Source organism: Paraburkholderia azotifigens (assembly GCF_007995085.1).
Taxonomy (GTDB): domain Bacteria; phylum Pseudomonadota; class Gammaproteobacteria; order Burkholderiales; family Burkholderiaceae; genus Paraburkholderia; species Paraburkholderia azotifigens.
Genome location: NZ_VOQS01000005.1, coordinates 1,674,755 through 1,692,874 on the forward strand (window position 1 = coordinate 1,674,755; position 18,120 = coordinate 1,692,874).

Annotated in this window: 14 protein-coding genes and 1 pseudogene; 9 read left to right on the top strand and 6 right to left on the bottom strand. The window is 61.0% G+C overall.

Going from position 1 to position 18,120, the window contains the following annotated elements; translation table 11 throughout:
- Position 1: 1 nt before the first annotated feature.
- The 4 genes from FRZ40_RS39505 to dapA are packed head-to-tail and all read right to left on the bottom strand — an operon-like array spanning position 2 to position 4,728.
- The gene (locus FRZ40_RS39505) at positions 2-1,036 is read right to left on the bottom strand and encodes a proline racemase family protein (RefSeq protein ID WP_147237914.1); all 1,035 of its coding nucleotides are present in this window, start codon (positions 1,034-1,036) and stop codon (positions 2-4) included.
- Between the two features lie 11 nt (positions 1,037-1,047).
- Positions 1,048-2,523 carry an aldehyde dehydrogenase family protein gene (locus FRZ40_RS39510; RefSeq protein ID WP_147237915.1) on the bottom strand — a complete coding sequence of 492 codons (1,476 nt, stop codon included), beginning with the start codon at positions 2,521-2,523 and terminating at the stop codon, positions 1,048-1,050.
- A 29-nt stretch (positions 2,524-2,552) separates the two neighbouring features.
- Positions 2,553-3,791: an NAD(P)/FAD-dependent oxidoreductase gene (locus FRZ40_RS39515; RefSeq protein WP_028367295.1), complete on the bottom strand. Its 1,239-nt coding sequence runs from the start codon at positions 3,789-3,791 to the stop codon at positions 2,553-2,555.
- Positions 3,792-3,849: 58 nt separating this feature from the next.
- Complete coding sequence (gene dapA / locus FRZ40_RS39520) at positions 3,850-4,728, bottom strand: 4-hydroxy-tetrahydrodipicolinate synthase (protein ID WP_028367296.1); 879 nt, start codon at positions 4,726-4,728, stop codon at positions 3,850-3,852.
- 522 nt (positions 4,729-5,250) lie between these two features.
- Here dapA and FRZ40_RS39525 point away from each other — a divergent pair.
- The 4 genes and pseudogenes from FRZ40_RS39525 to FRZ40_RS39540 form a co-directional block, all read left to right on the top strand.
- Positions 5,251-6,543: a D-amino acid dehydrogenase gene (locus FRZ40_RS39525; RefSeq protein ID WP_147237916.1), complete on the top strand. Its 1,293-nt coding sequence runs from the start codon at positions 5,251-5,253 to the stop codon at positions 6,541-6,543.
- Between the two features lie 91 nt (positions 6,544-6,634).
- Complete coding sequence (gene alr / locus FRZ40_RS39530; protein ID WP_147237917.1) at positions 6,635-7,705, top strand: alanine racemase; 1,071 nt, start codon at positions 6,635-6,637, stop codon at positions 7,703-7,705.
- Positions 7,706-7,939: 234 nt separating this feature from the next.
- Positions 7,940-8,149, top strand: coding sequence for a Rid family hydrolase (locus FRZ40_RS44845; RefSeq protein ID WP_205019838.1), 210 nt, complete (start codon positions 7,940-7,942; stop codon positions 8,147-8,149).
- Between the two features lie 2 nt (positions 8,150-8,151).
- Positions 8,152-8,430: pseudogene (locus tag FRZ40_RS39540) on the top strand (thiamine pyrophosphate-dependent enzyme); the annotation flags it as partial.
- 37 nt (positions 8,431-8,467) lie between these two features.
- Here the strand turns inward: FRZ40_RS39540 and FRZ40_RS39545 are convergent.
- Positions 8,468-9,145, bottom strand: coding sequence for a DUF4148 domain-containing protein (locus FRZ40_RS39545; protein ID WP_147237918.1), 678 nt, complete (start codon positions 9,143-9,145; stop codon positions 8,468-8,470).
- A gap of 407 nt (positions 9,146-9,552) precedes the next feature.
- Here FRZ40_RS39545 and proP point away from each other — a divergent pair, with 407 nt between their 5' ends.
- Positions 9,553-11,019, top strand: coding sequence for a glycine betaine/L-proline transporter ProP (gene proP, locus FRZ40_RS39550; RefSeq protein WP_147237919.1), 1,467 nt, complete (start codon positions 9,553-9,555; stop codon positions 11,017-11,019).
- A 27-nt stretch (positions 11,020-11,046) separates the two neighbouring features.
- Here the strand turns inward: proP and FRZ40_RS39555 are convergent, their stop codons facing one another.
- Positions 11,047-12,381 carry an aminotransferase-like domain-containing protein gene (locus FRZ40_RS39555; RefSeq protein WP_147237920.1) on the bottom strand — a complete coding sequence of 445 codons (1,335 nt, stop codon included), beginning with the start codon at positions 12,379-12,381 and terminating at the stop codon, positions 11,047-11,049.
- Between the two features lie 99 nt (positions 12,382-12,480).
- On the opposite strand from FRZ40_RS39555, the gene FRZ40_RS39560 reads away from it, so the two are divergent.
- The 4 genes from FRZ40_RS39560 (at position 12,481) to FRZ40_RS39575 (ending at position 18,114) form a co-directional block, all read left to right on the top strand.
- Positions 12,481-13,098: a DJ-1/PfpI family protein gene (locus FRZ40_RS39560; protein ID WP_147237921.1), complete on the top strand. Its 618-nt coding sequence runs from the start codon at positions 12,481-12,483 to the stop codon at positions 13,096-13,098.
- 232 nt (positions 13,099-13,330) lie between these two features.
- A complete protein-coding gene (locus FRZ40_RS39565) occupies positions 13,331-15,223 on the top strand; it encodes a methyl-accepting chemotaxis protein (RefSeq protein WP_147238545.1) in 1,893 nt (630 codons plus the stop codon).
- Positions 15,224-15,360: 137 nt separating this feature from the next.
- Positions 15,361-15,972 carry a glutathione S-transferase family protein gene (locus tag FRZ40_RS39570; RefSeq protein WP_147237922.1) on the top strand — a complete coding sequence of 204 codons (612 nt, stop codon included), beginning with the start codon at positions 15,361-15,363 and terminating at the stop codon, positions 15,970-15,972.
- Positions 15,973-16,041: 69 nt separating this feature from the next.
- Positions 16,042-18,114, top strand: coding sequence for a 2Fe-2S iron-sulfur cluster-binding protein (locus FRZ40_RS39575; RefSeq protein WP_147237923.1), 2,073 nt, complete (start codon positions 16,042-16,044; stop codon positions 18,112-18,114).
- Positions 18,115-18,120: the final 6 nt, after the last annotated feature.

Consider the following 18,120-nt stretch of genomic DNA (forward strand, 5'->3'; position numbering starts at 1 on the left):
CCTAACGTAAAAGATTGACCTGCGGTCCCCACGTATCAGAAAGAGCGAACCCCTGGCCGAACGGGTCGTCGTGCTCGACGCGCAATTCCGTGCGCCCGTATACGTAGCCGCGACCGGTAATACGCGGCAGAACGGCTTTGCGGCCGCCCACTTCGGTCTCGCCGATTGCCTCGGCGAGGAATTCACCGCCTATGATTGAGCGCGACGTACGCGCGTCGCCGACAGACACCAATCCGCGAGCATGCAACGTGGCGAGATTCGCTGAGCTACCGGTGCCGCAAGGTGAACGGTCCACTCGTCCCGGCTGCAACGTCGTGCATGTTCGCACAGCGCCGTCGGGCTCCTTATCACGGAACATCACGTACGCCACTTCGTCGACCCCGGTCAGCGTGGGGTGTTTGACCGAAACCTGCTCGGCAATCAGCCGCTTGAGTTCAATGCCTGCTTCGGCTAACGCACGTGCATTGGACGGTTGAATCAAGAGACCCAACTGTTCGACGTCGACGAGTGCGTAATAGACGCCACCAAAAGCGATGTCTACTTTGACGCGGCCCCACGTAGGCGTATCAATCTCTTTATCCAGACATTCCGCGAAGCACGGAACATTGTCGAGGCTCACCGAGAGACAGCGTCCCCCCTCACATCGCGCATGCGCCACGATAAGACCGGCTGGAGTGTCGAGTCGAACTACGGTCGTGGGCTCCTGCATCGGAACTCGTCCGCTTTCAAGCAGCGCGGTAACGACACAAATGCAATTGCTGCCGGACATGGGGTGCGCGCGGTCCGCCTGCAGCACGATGAAGCCAGCGTCTGCATCAGCCCGCGTTGGCGCGACCAGCAGGTTCACTGACATCGCGACATGCGCGCGCGGCTCGAAGGTGACGAACCGCCGCAAACTGTCATCGACGTTGTTGATGTAATTCATCTTGTCGAGCATGGTTGCACCCGGGATTTCAGGGGCACCATTCACGAGTACATGCCCGAGTTCACCCTGGCAATGAACCAGCAACAATTCCAGTGACTTTTCGAAACGCATGGCACGCGTCCTTATTTGATGTACCAGCCCCAAGGTTCCTCGCTGACAATCTTCGTAATCTGCTTGGTTTCCAGATAGTTGTCGAGCCCCCACCGACCAAGCTCACGACCGATGCCAGACTGCTTGTAACCACCCCACGGAGCTTCCGTGAATGTCGGCTGCGAGCAGTTAATCCAGACGATGCCGGCGCGGAACGCCGCGGCCACACGCTCAGCGCGCGCGTCGTCTTTGGACATCACAGCAGCAGCAAGGCCGAATCGCGAATCGTTGGCGAGTTCGATGGCTTCCTCTTCGGTCGCGAAAGGACGAATGCACACGACCGGGCCAAAGATTTCCTCGACCCACGCGTCGCTGTCGAGCGGCACATTTGTGAGAATGGTCGGGCGCAAGTAGTAGCCTTTGTCGAATCCTTCCGGGCGCATGCCACCAGCGGCCACCGTAGCACCGGCGTCCGTCGCCGCCGCGATTGCGGCAACGACCTGCTCGTGCTGGCGCTTCGAAACGAGAGGGCCTAGCAACACGCCGTCGTCCAGCCCGTTGCCAACCTTGATGCGGTTCGTCTCTTCAATCAGTCGTTCGAGCAGCTTGTCGTAGATGCTTTCCTGCACCAGAACGCGCGACGTAGCCGAGCACACCTGCCCCTGATTCCAGAAGATGCCGAACATAATCCATTCGACGGCCTGCTCGATGTCGGCGTCTTCGAAGACAACGAAAGGCGACTTGCCGCCGAGTTCGAGACTTACACGCTTGATGTCGCGTGCTGCGGCCGCCATGATTTGCGAGCCGATTGGACCCGACCCGGTGAACGCGAGCTTGTCCACGCCCTTGTGGTCGATGATGGCCTGACCGGCGACGGAACCAGAACCCGTCAGGATATTCAACACACCGGCCGGCAGCTCTGCTTCGTGAGCGATAGCGGCCAGTTCGAGTGCTGTCAGAGAAGTCACCTCTGCGGGCTTGAGCACGACCGTGCAACCAGCGGCGAGCGCAGGCGCTACTTTCCAGGCCGCCATCAGCAGCGGGTAATTCCAGGGAATGATTGCGCCGGCGACGCCGATGGGCTCTTTGACCGCCTTGGAAGTGAAGCGACCGTCCGAGAGCTCAATTTTTTCTGCCCGATTGTTGTCGAGCTGCTCCGCGAGTCCTGCGTAGTACTCGAAGCAGCCCGCCGCATCGCCGATGTCCCACATTGCTTCCGGAAACGGCTTGCCGTTATCAATCGTCTCGAGGCGAGCGATTTCTTCCTGACGGTTGCGAATGCCTTTCGCGATTGCGTGGAGGTACTGCGCACGCTGCGAGCCGCTCAGCTTCGGCCAGCCATCGTGGTCGAATGCGCGCCGGGCGGCCTTGACGGCAATATCGACGTCTTCAGCAGAGGCAGCGCTGATGGTCTGGATAACCTCTTCCGTCGCCGGGTTGATTACGCTGCGCGTTTCGCCCTTAACGGGCTTCACCCACTTACCGTCGATGTAGAGTTCGTTTCGCATAATGTTCGCCTTCCAGGCATTGAAATCAGTTAGAACCGGTCGACGCGATAGGGCGTCATGTCCACCGGAGGTTCGACGCCTGTGATGAGGTCGGCCATCAATCTGCCAGTGGTTGCGCCGTATGTAAGTCCGAGGTGTCCGTGGCCCGTCGCGTAGTAAACGTTGCGGCGCCTGGCAGACCGGCCCATGACGGGCACCGTGTCCGGTAGCGCCGGACGATGTCCCATCCACTCGCTGGTCTGCTCAGCCTTGAGTTCAGGCAAAGCCTCCTTCGCTCGCTTCACTAGAATCTTCGCGCGTCGAAAGTCGGGATTGGCGTCGAGGCCTGCCATTTCGACAGTGCCGCCGACCCGAATGCCGCCTGCTGTAGGCGTCACCATGAAAGCTCTGGCGGGCCAGATAATCGAATGCTTCATGGAGATGCCCGGCGCCATAATCTGCGTGTGGTAACCGCGCTCGGTTTCCAGCGGAATATGCTCGCTCAGCATCGAGGAAAGACGACTCGTGAAAGCGCCTGCAGCCAGAACGACCTGGCTTGCCTCCAGGCGACGACCATCTTTCAGCTTGACCGCGGTGACCTCGTCGTCGACCTGTTCGAAGCCGGCAACTTCGCCCTGTTCAATCCGGCCACCAAGCGCGCTGAACTGCTCGGCGAGGGCCACAACAAACTTGTACGGGTCCGCGATGGAACGGTTGTCAGGGAAAAGAACAGCCTTCCCAATCTTGTGCGTCAGCGCTGGCTCGAGGTCACGAAGCGCACTCCCGTCCAGAACCTCGTATCGGAAGCCAAAGCGCTCAAGAATCTCAATGTGTTCGCGGTCGGCGCGAAATTCTGCCTCGTCGGTGTACAAACTTAGACAACCTTCCGAGCTGAGCATGTACTCGAGACCAGTCTTCTTCAGAAGAGCGTTCAGGTCTTCATAGACCCGGCCGCAAAGCACCGCTCCGGCAGCCTCCAGCTCGCGCAGTTTCGATGGCCGACTGGCTGAGAGAAAACGAAAAAACCATGGCAGCAGCTTCGGCATGTACGCGGGGCGGATGCGCACCGGGCCTTCCGGGTCCAGCATCCACTTCGGCATTTGCGCCCAGACACCCGGACGCGATGCAGGCATGAATTCCGTCACTGCGATACTCGCCATGTTGCCGTATGACGCCCCTTTGCCAGGCGCATCCTTGTCGACGATGACGACGTTCTTGCCCCTGCTCTGCAAGTCGTACGCGATGGAAGTACCAATAATTCCAGCCCCGATGACGACGATAGGTGACACAAGTACTCTCCGCGAACGCTTGCAAATGACCGAGTCTCTCGACTCGGTCGCCTAAACCTTACCAGTTCAGGATGGGTTCCATGGCAGCACGGAACGCCTTCTTTTCTTCGTCGGTCAGTTCGCCGAGCGGCGCACGAGCCTTGCCGACCGGCGTGCCCTGAAGTTCGCAGCCATACTTGATTTTCTGGACGAACTTGCCGCTTTCCAGGATGTTCATCGCGCGATAGAGGGTGGCCATCATTTCGCGCGCCTTTTCCAGCTCACCCGAGCGGTACGTGCGGTCGAGGTCGCAACAGGCCTTCGCCATGCAGTTCGCCGGACCGCAAATCCACGTATCCGCACCCCAGAACATGAAGTCGAGCGCCACGTCATCGGAGCCGGAGACCAGGTCGATACGGCCCTTGTAGCGCGAGTAAATGTCGATGGCACGTTGCAGTACGCCCGAGCTCTCCTTGATGCCGAGAACGCGCGGGTCATCGGCGAGCGCATCCATCAGGTCGAACGAGATTTCGATGCCGTCCTTGGGCGGGTAGTTATAGAGAATGAGGTTCACGCCCGTCTCGTCGAGAACCGCACGGTAATGCGCGAGCAATTCTTCCTGCGTCGGCCGCGTGTAAAACGGGGTTGCGAGCAGAACGGTGTCGTATCCGATTTCCTTCGCCTTTGCCGTGTTCTCGATGACCTCACGGGTCGCGGGCGCGTTCGTGCCGGCGATGAGATATTCGTTATCGTTCGCGAAATCCTTCACGAACCGAAGGACTTCTTCGCGTTCCTCGTTCGACATCGAAAAGTACTCGCCAGTCGAACCCAGCGGTACCCAGCCAGTAACTCCCGCTGCGCGCAGGTTGAGCATGTGCTTCTCGAGCGCCTTGAAGTCGACCTTGTTGTTGGCATCGAAGGGCGTCACAAGGGCGGGCATCACTCCAGACAATTTCATTGCTTACTCCGTGAGGGTTATCAATGGCTCCCGCGGTTAAGAATTCACATCCGGGCACCGGCATGAACTGCCGCACCACCAGTGATTCTTCTCCGGCCGAGCCTTGCGAAAAGCGATTTTCCAAAAGTCCACACGCCGACCTGCGCGACCAAGTCCACCGCTCCTGTGTGAGGTGGCCGGCGAAGGCGCTCCACACACGATCTCGAACATGCGGTTGACATCAATCAAAGGTGTATGTTTTTATGTGTGCAGCGATGTATGCATGAAGTGTAAGAACACAAATCGGCTGTGTCAACTAGGCGAATCTCCCTAGACGGCAAGACGGCGAAGGAGACGCACAGCAGCGACTTGCCGGGCACGGCGAAGCCTTGGCAGCACAACTTTGCCTAGTTTTTTCGACTTAAATGCGAGATCTAAATAGTTCTAAAAACTATCCATTCGCCGATAGCATCTCGTAATTCACCAGGTCGGCGCCGTCCGACAGGTCAATCAACTTCTGTTATCGGCTGCGGAGTCAGAGATATGCGCGTCGTCGTTCTGGGCAGTGGGGTCGTTGGCGTTACAAGCGCGTACTATCTCGCGCGGGCAGGTCACGATGTGGTCGTCATCGAACGGGAACAAGGTCCTGCACTTGAAACGAGCTTTGCGAATGCTGGACAGATTTCGCCCGGCTACGCGGCTCCGTGGGCGGCTCCCGGCGTGCCGTTGAAAGCGGTGAAATGGATGTTTCAGAAGCATGCGCCGCTTGCGATCAGACCGGACGATGCGGACAAACAGTTCCAGTTGCAGTGGATGTGGCAGATGCTGCAGAACTGCACGGCAGAGCGCTACGCGATTAACAAGGGTCGGATGGTGCGCCTTGCCGAATACAGCCGCGATTGCCTGCAGGCGTTGCGGGCAGAGACGGGCATCCAGTACGAAGGAAGGACGGGCGGCACGCTGCAGGTCTTCCGGACGCAGCAGCAGTTCGACGGCGCGGCGAAGGATATTGCCGTCCTCAAAGAAGCAAATGTGGCGTATGAACTGCTGAGCGCAAGCGAACTTTCCCGGGCAGAGCCTGCGCTTGCAGCTACCTCACACAAACTGACTGGCGGCCTGCGCTTGCCGGGAGATGAAACGGGTGATTGCCAGTTGTTCACTACTCGCCTGGCTGCGCTTGCCCAGCAAGCGGGAGTGGAGTTCCGCTACAACACGACCGTAGATGGACTTGCGGTGGAAGGCGGCCGCGTCACCGGGGTCCGTCACGGTGCCAAGCTTATTCACGCTGATGCGTTCGTTGTTGCGTTCGGCTCTTACTCGACAAATTTCCTGTCTGGCCTCGTGAAGATTCCGGTGTACCCGCTCAAGGGCTACTCCATCACGGCACCTATCATCGATGAAGCCCGCGCGCCGGTTTCGACTGTCCTCGACGAAACCTACAAAATCGCCATAACACGCTTTGAAAAACGCATTCGTGTGGGCGGTATGGCCGAAATCGTCGGCTTCGATAAGCGCTTGCGCGAAGCTCGCCGCGAAACGCTCGAGATGTGCGTGAACGATTTGTTTCCTGGCGGCGGCGACACTTCAACTGCGACCTTCTGGACTGGTCTGCGCCCGATGACGCCAGACGGAACGCCGATTGTGGGCAACACCGCCGTCCCCAACCTCTACCTGAACACGGGTCACGGAACGTTAGGGTGGACGATGTCATGTGGCTCAGCGCAACTGCTCGCCGACCTCATCTCCGGGCGAAAGCCCGCGATACAGTTCGATGACTTGAACGTGTTCCGATACGCGAAGGAAGCACCCGCCCCTGCGGACTTCGCCCTGAACTAAGTATCAGCGCCTCTTTTGAAAACGCCTTCACGAGCCGTAAAAGCCGCTTCGCGATGGCCCGAGATCATTACCGACTGCCAGAAATCACGCCATGCCTCGCCCGATAAACGCCGTCGTCCATCCCGACGCTATCAAACACAATCTCGAGCTTGTTCGCAGCAAGGCTCCTGAATCCCGAGTATGGGCCGTCGTAAAGGCTAATGCATATGGACACGGAATCGAGCGAATATACCGAGCTCTTGCTGGAGCGGACGGCATCGCGTTGCTTGACCTCGACGAAGCAATTCGCGTACGAGAGTGCGGCTGGAAGAAGCCAGTGTTGCTGCTTGAGGGCGTTTTCACCACCAGCGACGTGAAGGTTGCAGACGAACACGCACTGACAGTCGCCGTGCATTGCGACGAACAGCGCGAACTGATTGTCGCGGCCAAACCCAAAAAGCCAATCGACATCTACCTCAAAATGAACTCGGGCATGAACCGGCTCGGGTTCACTCCTGAGCACTTTCGCGCGGCCTGGCAGCGCTCAAGCGCATCCACTGGCATTGGCGATATAGCGCTCATGAGTCACTTCGCCAATGCCGACGAAGGTGACGTTGACTGGCAACTCGACCAGTTTGACGAAGCAACTCGCGGAATTCCAGGGCCGCGCAGTCTGTCGAATTCGGCAGCTTCGCTGTGGCACCCGCGCGCTCATCGTGACTGGATCCGCCCTGGAATCGTGCTTTACGGTGGGTCGCCGACTGGACAAGCTAAAGACATCCGCGATGTTCCGTTGCGCTCGTCGATGACACTGAGCAGCCAGATTATCGGCGTTCAAACAATGCGCGCCGGCGACACAGTTGGCTACGCTCGCACCTATAAAGCCGATGCCGAGATGCGAATTGGCGTGGTTGCGTGTGGCTATGCTGACGGCTATCCACGTCATGCACCGACGGGCACGCCTATCGCCGTCGACGGAGTAATGACGCGGACGGTCGGCCGCGTGTCGATGGACATGCTCACTGTAGACCTGACGCCGTGCCCGAACGCGGGTATTGGGTCAAAGGTGGAACTCTGGGGCGAACAGGTCAAAATCGATGACGTTGCCTCGTCATCGGGCACGATTGGCTATGAATTGATGTGTGCGCTAGCACGACGAGTTCCTGTAACAGCGTCGCAGTGACCGCGCGTTCGGCTCGCGTTGAGCCACCTTCCTGTCAAGTAGCGAGCAACTGTCTCTGTGAGAACACATGAGGAAGATTGAAACCACACAAGCGCCCGCAGCAATCGGCCCGTTTTCGCAAGCAATAGCAAAGGACAGCTTTCTGTTTGTCACCGGACAACGCCCCCCCGGCCCCCTCGACAGGTGAGATAGTCGGCTAGCGCTGCCCAGCAGATTGAGCAATGTCCAAGGAACATGAGCGCCATTGCTCTAGCCGCCGGAACGACGCGCGACCGGACAGTGAAGACCACGGTCTTGCTGACCGACCCAGGTGAATTCGCAGCTGTCAACGAGGTCTACGGCGCGTTTTTCAATGCGCCGTATCCAGCGCGTGCGTGCTATCAAGTGGTCGCACGACCAAAAAGTGTATGGGTCGAGGTCAAGGCAGTCATTGCACTCAACTGACCGTCGATCTCAGCGAAACCGATTTTGCGGCCATTACCAGGGGCGCGGGCATCTTTAGCATTCGTGTCGAGGACTCGGAGCAGGTGGCCTCTGCACTGAAGACAGCGTTCGCGCACGACGGACCCGCCGCGATCGTTGTCGTGACAGCGAAGCAGGAACTCGCGATGCCGCCCAAGATCGAGCTGGCGCAGGCCAAGGGCTTCAGTCCGTACATGATGCGCGTCATTCTCAACGGGCGCGGCGACGAAATCGTGGAACTCGCGCGGACCAATTTCCGCTGACGCATGCACTGTGCTCCGGCGCGCCGCCATTCGAAGGCTACCGATGGCGGCCGCCGAAGTTCGGCACCGTGCCATTGGCACGCGCACGCTTCAATTCCGCGACCACCTCGGCACGCGTCTTCGGGCGCCCGTTTGAAACAACGGCCATGTGCTTGCGCTGCGCAACGCTGGAAGCCCCGCGCGACTTCACGTGATTCGTTCCGTGCGAAGCAACCTGCCTGCTTCGTACGGTTCTTTCCTGCTTGCCCGCTGCGGCGCGTGCTTCTGTTTCGCGCGTTTCCATCGCGGCGGGAGGCCGGGTGTTGTCGTTCGCTGCGACCGCTAACGGTGGCGCCGCGTGCGCCGCTCTCGCTTCGCGCACACGCAACTCCTGCTGAAGTGCCAGCGCCTGCGGCAAATCGCTGTGAACCGCGAGGACTTCGTCGAGCAGAACCTTGGCGGCCGTCAGATCGTTGCGCTGCAGATTGTCGCTGACTGCCTGAAGGACGAACGCGATATCGGCGTCGGACGTGTCGTCGTGAACCGCGACGGACGGTACATCGTTGATGGGAGATGGCGCATTCTGCGGATCGTCTGTGATCGAAACGTCGTCGTGATGGAATGGCCAGAGGTCGGATAGTGCGTTCGACTCGATATGCAGCACGACTGCCGCGAGCGCCAGACCGCCCATCACGATGCAGCCCGCAAGCGCCCTTTTGTCGAAACGACCATTCATCGTTTCCCTCCTTTACACGATGAAAAGGCGCATACGTGCAATGCCCGTCAGAAGAAGTACGTCCGAAGCGGGACACGCCTCGAGAAAGCGGACCCGGAGCGAAAAGACGAGCAAGAGCGATGCCAGGCGAGTTGAACTAGCGCGACATCGACGTGAATGCGGTTCGATCCGCCGCTGTCGTTTTCCGCCGGTTTCCGGACGCATGAGCGACAACGCCACTCCCTGCATATCAGCAAACTCTAGCCGATGATCTTGCCCGACGTCGCGTGCCCCGCGTCTTGTTCCGCTGCGCATGTTGCGACGTCGAGGTTCCGAAGCCAACTGGCGCCCGATGATTCGACCGGCATATGCCGCCGGGATCCCTGCCGTATTTCGCGGGTTCGCCATGCCATGTCAGGAGTGTGTCAATGAGCCGTTCGCAAGCGCGCGCCGCAAAGCGCCATTCTTCGAGTTCGCGTCTTAAGCTCGAAGACATCACGATCGTTGATCACTCCCTTCTCAAACGTGCTGTCGGCGCGATGGCGCTCGGCAACGCGATGGAATGGTTCGACTTCGGCGTGTACAGCTACATCGCCGTCACCCTCGGCAAGGTGTTCTTCCCGTCGAGCAGCTCTTCGGCGCAGCTGATCGCGACGTTCGGCACGTTCGCCGCCGCGTTCCTCGTGCGCCCGATCGGCGGCATGGTGTTCGGCCCGCTCGGCGACAGGATCGGCCGCCAGCGCGTGCTTGCGATGACGATGATCATGATGGCCGTCGGCACCTTCGCCATCGGCCTGATTCCGAGCTATGGTTCGATCGGCATTCTCGCGCCCGCGCTGCTGCTCGTTGCGCGTCTGGTGCAGGGCTTTTCGACGGGTGGCGAATATGGCGGCGCAGCCACGTTCATCGCCGAGTTCGCGACCGACCGCCGCCGCGGTTTCGCAGGCAGCTTCCTCGAATTCGGCACGCTGGTCGGCTATATCCTCGGCGCGGGCACGGTTGCCGTTCTGACGGCTTCGCTGTCGCAGGAAGCGCTGCTGTCGTGGGGCTGGCGCGTGCCGTTCTTCATCGCGGGTCCGCTGGGTCTCGTGGGCCTGTACATCCGGATGAAGCTCGAAGAAACGCCCGCGTTCAAGAAGGAAGCCGAAACGCGTGAAGCCGACGAGAAGTCGCGCCCCAAACAGAGCTTCATGGAACTGCTCGCGCAGCAATGGAAGCCGCTGCTGCAATGTGTCGGTCTCGTGCTGATCTTCAACGTCACCGACTACATGGCGCTGTCGTATCTGCCGAGCTATCTGTCGGCCACGCTGCACTTCAACGAATCGCACGGCCTGTTCCTCGTGCTGGCCGTGATGGTGCTGATGATGCCGATGACGCTCTACGCAGGCCACCTGTCGGACAAGATCGGCCGCAAGCCCGTCATGCTGCTCGGCTGCGTGGGTCTGTTCGCGCTGTCGATTCCGGCACTGCTGCTGATCCGCACGGGCGCCGTGCTGCCCGTGTTCGGCGGCCTGCTGATTCTCGGCGCGCTGCTGTCGACCTTCACGGGCGTGATGCCGTCGTCGCTGCCCGCCCTCTTCCCGACGAAGATCCGTTACGGCGCGCTGGCGATCGGCTTCAACGTGTCGGTGTCGCTGTTCGGCGGCACGACGCCGCTGGTCGCCGCGTGGCTCGTCGACCGCACGGGCAACCTGATGATGCCCGCGTATTACCTGATGGGCGCGTCGATCATCGGCATCGTGTCGGTGCTCGCGCTACGCGAGACGGCTCGCAAGCCGCTGCTCGGCTCGGGTCCGTGTGTCGCCTCGCATGCTGAAGCGATGAGCCTGATAGGCGGCGCCGAACACGTTCATACTTCGAAGAAGCATCTGGCGCTGGTGCGGGAACGCGCCTAGTCTGGTGGCTCGCCCCGCCCCGTGGCTTCAATACGCGTAGTCGCTGATCACCTGCCTGACTTTCTTCAACGATTCACGCAGCACGTCGAGTTCGACGGAACCCAACGCGAGACGCACGGCGTGCGGCACATGATGTGAAGTCGCATAAGGCTCGGCAGTCGAGACGGAGATGTGTTCGCGCATCAGCGCTGCCGCAACCTGATCGGCGCGAACCTCTTCCGACAACGGCAACCAGACGAAATACGATGCGGGATGGCGCACGCATGGCAGGCCGGCGAGCACTTCGGCAGCCATCGCCTGACGAGCTTTCGCGTCACGGCGTTTCTCTGTTTCCAGCCGCTTCACGGTTCCGTCTTCGAGCCAGGCGCAGGCGATTGCCGTCATCACGCCAGGTGTGTTCCAGGTGGTCGCGCGAATGGACTGTTCGATTGCCTTCATCGATTCCGGCGGTGCGACCACGAAGCCAACACGCAGCCCCGTCGCCACGTTCTTCGACAGCCCCGACACGTAGACGGTCGTCTCGGGCGCGAGCGCGGCCAATGGCGCGGGCGGTTTGTCGACGAGGAACGCGTAAGCCGCGTCTTCGATGATCAACAGACCATGCCGCCGCGCGATTGACACCAGCTGCTTGCGCCGGTGCGCGCTCATTACCCAGCCGAGCGGATTGTGCATCGTCGGCATCACGTACACGGCCTTTACGCGGCGGCTCGCGCACAAACGCTCGAGCGCGTCGAGGTCCGGGCCTTGCGCCGCTGCCGGAATCGGCGCCAGTTCGAGGCGAAAAGCCTCGGCCATGATCTTGAATCCCGGATAGGTCAATGCGTCGACGGCGACCACGTCGCCGGGACGCAGCAGCGCCATGACCGTCGCCGCCAGCCCCGCCTGCGCGCCATTCACGAGCGATACCCGCTCCCAGCCGACATCGAGCCCACGCCACGCCAGATGCCGGGCGACGGCCGCGCGTTCGCGCTGGCGCCCGCCGTGCGGCTGATAACGCAGCAGGCTTTCCAGATCGCCGGACGCCGCGAGCTGACGCAACGCACCACGCAGCAGATCGGCCTGGCCAGGCAGCGCCGGATAATTGAAGTTGAGGTCGACCATGCCCGCCGCCAGCGCGAACTGATCGATGCCCTGCCTCGGCGGCAAAGAAATCTCGCGAACGAACGTGCCGCGTCCCGTCTCGCCGCTCACAAGCCCCATCGCCGCGAGTTCGGCATAGACACGCGTTGCCGTGACGAGCGCGAAGCCGTGCCTGGCAGCAAGCTCGCGATGCGTCGGCAGGCGCGTGCCCGCAGAAAGACGGCCAGAACGGATATCGGCGGCGTATTTATCGACCAGCGCCTTGTACCGGAGTTGAGCCATAAGCAGAGGCAGGCAGATGTATCCATGACAATTATTTGATTGTAATGCTGCCCGCGCCTAGCATGTGTTCACCCCACACACCTCATCACGCGAACCATCATGCATATCGCCATTCTGACGTTCGAAGGGTTTAACGAACTCGATTCGTTCATTGCGCTCGGCATTCTCAACCGCATCAGGAAGCCGGACTGGCGCGTGTCGATTGCCACGCCGCAGAAGCGCGTCACGTCGATGAACGGTGTGCCAGTGGAAGGTCACATTTCCTTGCGTGAAGCGAATGCGGCAGATGCAGTGCTCGTGGGCAGCGGGAAATTGACGCGCGACGTCGTCGCCGATCCGACGCTGATGTCGCAAATGCGGTTCGATGCTTCGCGGCAACTGCTGGGCGCGCAGTGCTCGGGCACGCTCGTACTGGCGAAACTGGGACTGCTTGACGACGTGCCCGCTTGCACCGACCTCACGACGAAACCGTGGGTCGAAGAAGCAGGCGTCGACGTTCTGAACCAGCCGTTCTTTGCGCGCGGCAACCTCGCGACGGCAGGCGGATGCCTCGCTTCGCAGTATCTCGCCGCATGGGTGATTGCGCGCCTCGAAGGTATCGACGCGGCGTCGGAGGCGCTTCATTACGTCGCGCCTGTGGGTGAAAAAGAGGACTACGTTTCGCGTGCGCTGCGCAATATCACGCCATTTCTGCACGAAGCGGGGGCAGCCGCATGACGCATCTTTTCTAATCAACGAAGCACGACTTCATCATCGTAATAGCGACGCGTTTTTCACCTGAAACGACACAAAAAAAGCCGCGAAAAATATTTATCGAATTCATCACCACTTCTGCTCAAGGCGGCCCGATATCAGCCGACAACCAACGTAACTCTCAGCGCACATCGCTTCGTTTTCAGCGCGCAGCGAGACGATATCGGGTTGCAGTTCGACATTGGCAGAGGTCATGGTGAAGCTTACTGGTTCGATCGCATTCAAGTTCAGCGCGGCATCGGGCGCCGCGCTCGCAGTCACGGTTCTTCTACTCACATCCGTCGGCGCGCTGAACGTGCGGCATCAGGCCGTCGACGAGTTCGAGCAGTCCAGTCACGCGCGCATCGTTCAGGCAGACGAATCGCTCGATGTGAACTTCAAGGAGGTCGAGCAGAACCTCACGTACCTCACGCAAACCGCGCAGCTGAAAGCAGCCGATCAGAGCATCACCGACTATCTGAACCACGGCGGCCAGATGACGCCGGACAAGAACGGCGAAATCGAAAAGACAATCTTCGCGTTGCTCAAGGATTTCGGCGACACGCATCCCAACATGCGCTATCTCGACATCGGCACGCGCTGGGGCGGTTACGTACAGTGGCCGATCGAAAGCCTGAACGGCGAGCACTACGATCCGCGCGTAAGACCGTGGTATCAGCTGGCGATGACGGCGCCCGATCGCGTCGTGCGGCCCGCGCCCTATCTCAGCGCGGCAGGTTCGGGCGGCGCGATCATTTCGTTCGCGCGCGTCGTCAAAGACAGCAAGGGCGACATTCTCGGCGTACTCGAAGGCGACATCTCGCTCGACGACTTCGCGCGGCTCACGAGCGGCATTCAGTTCGGCAAAACGGGTTATCTGCTCGTCACGGACAGCAGCGGCAAAGTACTCATCGATCCGCGCGAGAAGAAACACGAATTCAAGGAACTGAAGGGCCTGGGCGGCGGTTATGAGCAGCTGTCGAATGCGGCCGACGGACTCGTGCGCATCCAGATGGACGGCGTCGAATATCAGTCGTTCGTCTATACGTCGCCGAAGAACGGCTGGAAGTACTACGCGCTCGTGCCCGAATCCGAAATGATGGCGGCGGCAAACCGGCTCACATGGACGCTGATCGCGATGGGCTTGCTGGTGCTCGTCGTCGCCGTGCTGATCATGGTTGCGCTGGGTCGCAGAATGACCGATCCCATCCGCAATCTCGCCAGCTCGATGCATGAAATCGCTGCCGGCGACGGCGACATGACGCGCCGCCTGCCGCAGTTGAGCAACGACGAAGTCGGTCATCTCGCGAAGCAGTTCAACGCTTTCGTCGAAAAACTGCACGGCGTGCTGCTGAAAGTGATGACGAACAGCCGTCACCTCGAACTCGCGGCAAGCGAAGTGTCGGCGGGCAATCTGGATCTGTCGTCCCGTACCGAGCAACAGGCGGCCTCGATCCAGCAAACGGCGGCCAGCATGGAAGAACTGGCGGGCACGGTGCGCGGCACCGCCGATCAGGCGAAGAACGCCAACGCCGTCGCCTCGGGTGCGGTGGAAGTGGCGCGGCGCGGCAATGAGGCTGTCTCGGCTGCCGCGAAAACGATGAATACCGCCGTCGAGCAATCGGGCCGGATCGTGGGCATTGTCGGCATGATCGAAGGAATCGCGTTTCAGACCAACATCCTCGCGTTGAATGCCGCTGTCGAATCCGCGCGCGCAGGCGAAAGCGGCCGTGGCTTCGCCGTGGTCGCCGCCGAAGTGCGCAACCTCGCGCAGCGCTCGACAGGCGCGGCCAAAGAGATCAAGGCCTTGCTGGAAGTGTCCGTCGGCAACGTCCAGGCGGGCGCCGAACAGGTCAATCTGGCAGGCAAGACGATCGCCGAGCTGACCGACGCGATTTCCAACGTCGCCAACATTACCAGCGAAATCGCCGATTCCGCGCGCGAGCAAAGCCGGGCGATCGGCGAGGTCAATCAGGCTGTATCGCTGATGGATCAGTCGACCCAGCAGAATGCCGCGCTAGTGGAAGAAATTGCCGCCGCCTCGGAATCGCTCAGCACGCAGGGCAAGGATCTGAACGCGACGGTCGGCTTCTTCAAGCTGGGCGCCTGACGCCGCGGTAACCACCGTTCTCGTTTCGAGAAGTATCAATTGACCTGGCGAGGGATTCTGCCGCAAGCGGCGCGTCCCTAGACTTCGTTCTCAAGTGATCTGGATTCCCCAGTCACCTCAGACCGAAGGACAACGCCATGAAGCTCTACTATCATCCGCTCTCCGGCCACTCGCATCGCGCCCGCCTGTTCCTGTCGCTGCTCGGCATCGAGCATCAGCTGATCGAAGTCGATCTCGCCGCTGCCGGGCATAAATCTGCTGAATTCCTGAAGCTGAACCGGTTCGGCCAGGTGCCCGTGCTGGTCGACGGCGACATCAGCATCGCGGACTCGAACGCGATTCTCGTGTATCTCGCCCGCAAGTCCGGCAAAACCGACTGGCTGCCGCAAACGCCCGCGCTCGAAGCAGCCGTGCAGCGCTGGCTGTCCGTCGCGGCGGGCGAAATCGCTTTCGGCCCGGCCGCCGCGCGACTGATTACCGTGTTCGGCGCAAAATACAACGCCGAAGAACTGATCGCGCGTGCGCATCGCATCCTCAAGCTGATCGACGAAGAACTGGCCGGGCGCGAATACATCGCGCAGCCTCATCCGACGATTGCCGATGTCGCGCTCTACAGCTACATCGCGCGTGCGCCGGAAGGCAACGTCGACCTGTCCTTCTACCCGAACGTCAACGCGTGGCTGCGCCGTATCGAGGCATTGCCCGGTTTTGTCGAGTTCCAGAAGACGCCTGTCGGCCTCGCTGCCTGAGCGCGTCAAGTCAGTCATCGGGAAGCACACAGCGCGGCTTCCCTGTTCACCAGGCTCGGGAGACGGATCATGAACACGGTATCGACGGACAGTGGATCGCCCTGGCACGCAGGCGAAATCGCTTTGCAGGAAAAGGTCGGCGTTGTCGGCAAGATGCAGGAACTCGGACGCCGCGTCGTGCGCAACTACATGCCCGATCAGCATCGCACGTTCTTCAGGCAACTGCCGTTCATTGTCGTCGGCGCGGTGGATGACGACGGCGACGTGTGGGCGACCCTGGTCGCGGGTCAGCCGGGTTTCATGCATGCAACGAGCGACAAGAATCTGCATGTCGATCTATCCGCCGATCCCCACGATCCCGCCACGCCGGGCTTGCACGAAGACGCGGCCATCGGTCTGCTGGGCATCGAGCTGCATACGCGCCGCCGCAATCGCATGAACGGTGCCGTGCGAAACAGAACGGCGCAGAGTTTCGACGTCGATGTCGCGCAAAGCTTCGGCAATTGCCCGCAATACATCCAGGCGCGCGATTTCGCATTCATTCGCGATCCCGCCGTGTTCTCCGGCATCGCGCCCAGGACATTCGACAGCCTGAGCGGCCGCGCCCGCGCGATGATCGAAGCAGCGGACACGTTCTTCGTCGCGTCATACGTCGGCGACGACGCGCGCCGTCAGGTCGATGTGTCGCATCGCGGCGGCAAGGCCGGCTTCGTGCGCATCGGCGACGACGGCAGGCTGACGGTTCCCGACTTCGCGGGCAACCTGTTCTTCGCCACGCTCGGCAACTTCCTCGTCAATCCGCGCGCGGGACTCGTCTTCGCCGACTTCGAAACGGGCGACGTACTGCAATTGACGGGCGACGCGACCGTCGATCTCGACTCGCCGGAAATCGCCGCGTTTCAGGGCGCGGAACGGCTGTGGCATTTCACGCCGCGGCGCATCGTCTATCGCGAAGGCGCGCTGCCGCTGCGCTGGAAATTTCAGGCGAACGGCTGGTCGCCGAACTCGCTGATGACGGGCAGCTGGGACGAAGCGGCCAGCCGCCTGAAGGCCGCCGAACTTGCGAATGCATGGAGGCCGTTCAAGGTGGCGAACGTTATCGACGAAAGCTCGGTGATCCGTTCATTCCATCTCGAACCGGCGGACGGCGCGGGACTGATTGCACACGAAGCGGGTCAGCATCTGCCCATCCGCGTGATGCTGCCCAGTCACGACAAGCCTCTCATCCGTACCTATACGTTGTCGACAGCGCCCGCCGACGGACTCTATCGAATCAGCGTGAAGCGCGATGGATCGGTGTCGTCGCATCTGCACGATACGTTGCAGATCGGCAGCATCGTCGAAGCGCGCGCGCCCGCAGGCCAGTTCACGATCGATGCCCACGCGCGCCGTCCCGCCGTCCTGCTCGCCGCCGGTGTCGGCATCACGCCGATGCTCGCGATGCTCAGGCATATCGTCTACGAAGGGCTGCGCACGCGGCGTGTCCGTCCAACCTGGTTCTTCCATTCGGCGCGTTCGCTGAAAGAGCGTGCGTTCAGCCGCGAAATCGAACGGCTCGCGGCGTCGGCGAATGGCGCGGTTAAAGTGGTGCGCGCGTTGTCCGATATCGACGGCGCACGTGAAGAGAAAGACTTCGACGTCGCAGGCCGGATCGATATCCAGTTGCTGCGCGACACCTTGCCCTTCGACGACTACGACTTCTATCTCTGCGGACCATCGGCATTCATGCAGTCGATGTACGACGGTTTGCGCGATCTCAACGTCGCCGACAACCGCATTCACGCCGAAGCGTTCGGCCCGTCCGGCTTGCAGCGCAGGAAAGACTCCGTTGCCGCGACAGGCCCCGTGCGCGTCGCAGCGGACCGGCCGGTGCCCGTTGCGTTCGTGAAATCGGGCAAGGAAGCGCGCTGGAGTCCGGAGAGCGGTTCGTTGCTGGAGCTTGCGGAAGCGCGCGGATTGAGTCCCGAATTCGGCTGCCGGGGGGGCAGTTGCGGCACGTGCCGAACGCGCATCGTCGAGGGTGCCGTGGCTTACGCGGTTGCGCCGGAGTTTCAGGTGCCAGACAACGAAGCATTGATCTGCTGCGCCGTTCCCGCCGATGCGGAACCGGGCGGCGGCGATCGCCTGCTGCTCGATCTGTGAGTACCG